3 protein-coding genes and 1 pseudogene are annotated in these 3,428 nt (G+C 65.3%); 2 read left to right on the top strand and 2 right to left on the bottom strand.

Annotation, left to right across the window (positions count from 1 at the left end; all coding sequences use genetic code 11):
* Positions 1-94: 94 nt before the first annotated feature.
* Positions 95-640 carry a transposase gene (locus ACZ53N_RS36855; RefSeq protein WP_469145068.1) on the top strand — a complete coding sequence of 182 codons (546 nt, stop codon included), beginning with the start codon at positions 95-97 and terminating at the stop codon, positions 638-640.
* Positions 641-968: 328 nt separating this feature from the next.
* A complete protein-coding gene (locus ACZ53N_RS36850; RefSeq protein ID WP_469145067.1) occupies positions 969-1,415 on the top strand; it encodes a hypothetical protein in 447 nt (148 codons plus the stop codon).
* Positions 1,416-1,623: 208 nt separating this feature from the next.
* Here the strand turns inward: ACZ53N_RS36850 and ACZ53N_RS36845 are convergent.
* Both ACZ53N_RS36845 and ACZ53N_RS36840 read right to left on the bottom strand, forming a co-directional pair.
* Positions 1,624-2,513 (bottom strand): annotated as a pseudogene (locus ACZ53N_RS36845) (IS630 family transposase); the annotation flags it as partial.
* Between the two features lie 394 nt (positions 2,514-2,907).
* On the bottom strand, positions 2,908-3,123 hold the full coding sequence (locus ACZ53N_RS36840; protein WP_469145066.1) for a hypothetical protein: 216 nt from the start codon (positions 3,121-3,123) through the stop codon (positions 2,908-2,910).
* Positions 3,124-3,428: the final 305 nt, after the last annotated feature.

The following is a 3,428-nucleotide window of genomic DNA, read 5'->3' as shown; positions in this document are numbered from 1 at the left end:
GGTGAATACTTACTGGGTGGCGCCACTTCGACTTCCTCGTTTCCTGTTCAGGGCAACCCTATTGGGTCCCTGTCCGGGAACTTCGAGGCCCCTCATGGTCACCGACCTGCTCGATGCGGACCGGTACCCGGCGAAGGAGCTGGCTGCTCTGTACTGCCAGCGGTGGGAGATCGAGTCCGTATTCGGGGAGATCAAGACCCAGCAGCGAGGAAGCCGTGTGGTGCTGTCCAGTAAGACACCCGATGGTGTGCTCCAGCAGATCTGGGCCCATCTGCTGGTCCACCACGGGCTCAGGGCCCTGATCTGCAGAACAGCCGCCACCCGCGGGACCGACCCCGACCAGCTCTCCTTCACCGACACCCTGCGGTCAGCCCGCCGCAGCGTCACCACAACACCAGGCGTTTTTTCCCCTGAACAGCTCATCGCCGCACTCGCCCAGCTCCGCGACGACCTCCTGTCCAAGCTCCTGCCCCCACGACGGCTACGGGCGCAACCTCGCGTGGTCAAACGCAAGATGTCCAACTACCACCTCAAACGCGCGCAACACCGGAATTGGCCCCAGCCGACCGCACTACCCGTCGAGGCCACCACCATCCACTGCCCGGCATCCCAGACCATAACGCAACGGCATTGGCACTAGCCGTTAAAAAGCGGCAGGTGGCGATTGGTGAGGCTGCGCCGGTCGCGTGGACACCAGCGTCCCGGCGTAAAGGAAGCACCCACTCCGGTCGAATCTCGATCATTTGATCTCTCGCGATTCCTGAGGGCGCGCCGGAGCGCGCCGGGGGCGCCATGGGCCTGCAGTGCGTAACTCCTTTGCTTATCGCGCTGGTTTGGGATGACTGGCATCACTCGGTAGGATGGCGGCGTGCATAAATCCTTGCGATCAGGACCTCTCTGTACTGTCATTTTGTGTGCGGCGGTCGGCGTGCAAGGGGTGCTGTCGACTTAGCCTTCGGGAGGTTCTCATGGCGCCTGTCACTAGGATCGAGGCGCGTATCGACACCGCCGATGTGAGCGGGGCCGGCACAGACGGCTTCGTATACGTCGGCCTGATAGGGCGGGAGTTCCACCTCAACACCTCTGCCGATGACTTCGAGCGGGCAAGCGCACGGACATACGTGCTCGGCGACGGAGCGAATGTGTATTTCCCGGCGCAGAATGACCCGCGCCGGCCGCAGCTGGATACGAGCGACCTGACCGTGTTCCCCGTCTACGTCCGTCTGGAGCGAGCTGGCAACCATCATGAGTGGGCGCTGGACCGGGTTGTCGTTACCGTCAACCCCGGCCAGCCGAGCGAGGCGCGGTTCGACTTTCCGGCCATCGCCGGTGCCGCAAGCGTCTGGCTCGGTAACCGCTTCGGCAAGATCGTGTACCTGAAGCAAGTCACGAGCGGGCCCCCGACGCCAGGATGAGATGTTATCCAGGGCCCGCGTAAAGGGCCCTGGATGTACACATTCGAGTTGGGACTGTTCCTTGGGGTCTCTGTAGCGAATATGGCGGCCCTAGGCGCGTATCGAGTCGTGATCAATCTGGCGGATGAGCTCCGCGCTGTGGAGCGGATCCGATAGGGCATCTTGAGTGACAGGGGGTGCAATTACTGACTTTGCAGCGGCGTTGTCGTCAGGGTGTGAGACCGGTTGAGGTCATGCAGCCGTCGATAAGGTGGCTGCGGTATTGGATTTGTCGGAGGCCGTGTCGCAGTACTCGGACGAGGTGGTTGGGGTCGGTGGAGGCGGTGTTGGCCTGGCTGCTGCGTCGTAGCAGTGACCAGATGCCCTCGACGGGGTTGAGCTCGGGTGCGTGGGCGGCAGGTGGTAGGCCGTGACCCACTCGTGGGTGGCGATGAAGTCGCGCATCCCGGCTGCCCGGTGGGTGTTCAGATTGTCCCAGACGAGCACGATCGGGGCCTGGAGCTGTTGATGGGCCGCCACGAGCAGGTCCCGGAAGTCGGTCCAGGCGAAGCTGCGGCGCTCTTTCGTCTTGTGGTCCTTGTAGAACATGGGCCGGTAGATGAGGCGGGAACGTTCGCCGGGTTTGTAGCAGCACATCGCGGCCAGGGAGACCCGGCGCTGGGACCGGCCCCGGGCCCGGACTACCGGGGTGTTCCCGCGCCGGGCCCAGGTGCGGGTGGTGGGCGGCGTCATCGAGAAGCCGGCCTCGTCTTCGAAGACGATGTAGGCCCCGAGCGCCGCCGGGGTGCTTCCACCTGCGGAGTCTCCTTCACCCGCCCGCTGACGGCGTCCTCGTTGCGCTTGAGTGCCCGTCGTGCAGGGACCTGATGGCTCCATCCGTGACGCCGGAGCATCTGGGCGGTGCCGGAGAGCGTGAAGCTCTTGCGGAACCGGCGGCCGATCTCGCCAGGGTCCTCTCTGGTCCGGCCAGCCGTGCGCGACCGGGCCTTTGTCCAGTTCTGCCTCCAGGGCCGCGAACAGCGCGTCGCTCAGCTTCGGCCGACTGGCGGAACCTTTCGACCGGAGTGCGGCCTCTCCGTCGGCTTCGTAGGCTCGCCGTCACAAAAGTCCGGGTCCGCGGCCCGGCCGGGCGTCCTGCACCCGGCTGAGCTGGTCCTACTGGCGGCGACGGCACCAGGCCGTCGTCCGCCGCTGCCATTACCAGCGGCGGACCCGCCTCATCCGGGTGAGTCACGAACCACCGGCCCCATAACGGGCCGTCAGCCCGCTTGGCTCAAAAAATAGTGCGCTGACCAGCAGAAATGGAGAACCGCTGCTGCAGTGCTAAGCACCGCGGTGCTCGGCATGGATCTCGCGGGTCTCTGCCACCGTCCGCCTCCCGGCCTGGGGCTCGGCACGGGCCTGAGCGGAGGCCAGATGCCGGTACCAGCCGGAGCGGGATACCCGAACACACGGCAGACCCGCCTGACGCCGAAGCCGACGCGGCGGGGGCTCACTTCACCTCCCGGGCGAGACAGTCGGCTGCCCCGCACAGGATCTCACGCTCCAGTTGCCACTCCTTCTCCGCCTTCAGCAGCCGCGCGTTCTCCGCCCGCAGCCGGACCAGCTCCCCAGCCGCGTCCGGACCACCGGCATCAACCTGCCCGGGCACTGCCCGGGCCTCCTCCTTGCGGACCCACGTCCACAACGGCTCCGAGATGATCCCCACACCGGCAGCCACCACCGCACACATCCGCTGACCACCCGCGGCACAATAGAGCGCCACGACGCCGTTCCGAAACTCCTCCGGATACGCAGACTGCCGTCCCACCTCGACACCCCCTGGACCATCAAGATCCATTGCCAGGGTGCCCACTCCGAAGAGCCAGCCTCGATTTAAGGCGTCTCTATTGCTGGTGGTACTGGCTTGTGTGTTCAGGGTGTCGCTGTGTGGTGTGGGTGTGCGGGGGATTTGGTTGTGGGTTGGCGGGTGCATGTGTCAGTGTGACCTGACCCTCTTTTGCTAGGAGTCTT

Source organism: Streptomyces sp. NPDC033229, assembly GCF_055576875.1.
This window is presented reverse-complemented; position numbering and strand designations above follow the sequence as displayed.

Bases quoted from the DNA above. Each gene is read 5' to 3' on its own strand.
- ACZ53N_RS36855 (WP_469145068.1), top strand. From the start codon at position 95: ATGGTCACCGACCTGCTCGATGCGGACCGGTACCCGGCGAAGGAGCTG.
- ACZ53N_RS36850 (WP_469145067.1), top strand. From the start codon at position 969: ATGGCGCCTGTCACTAGGATCGAGGCGCGTATCGACACCGCCGATGTG.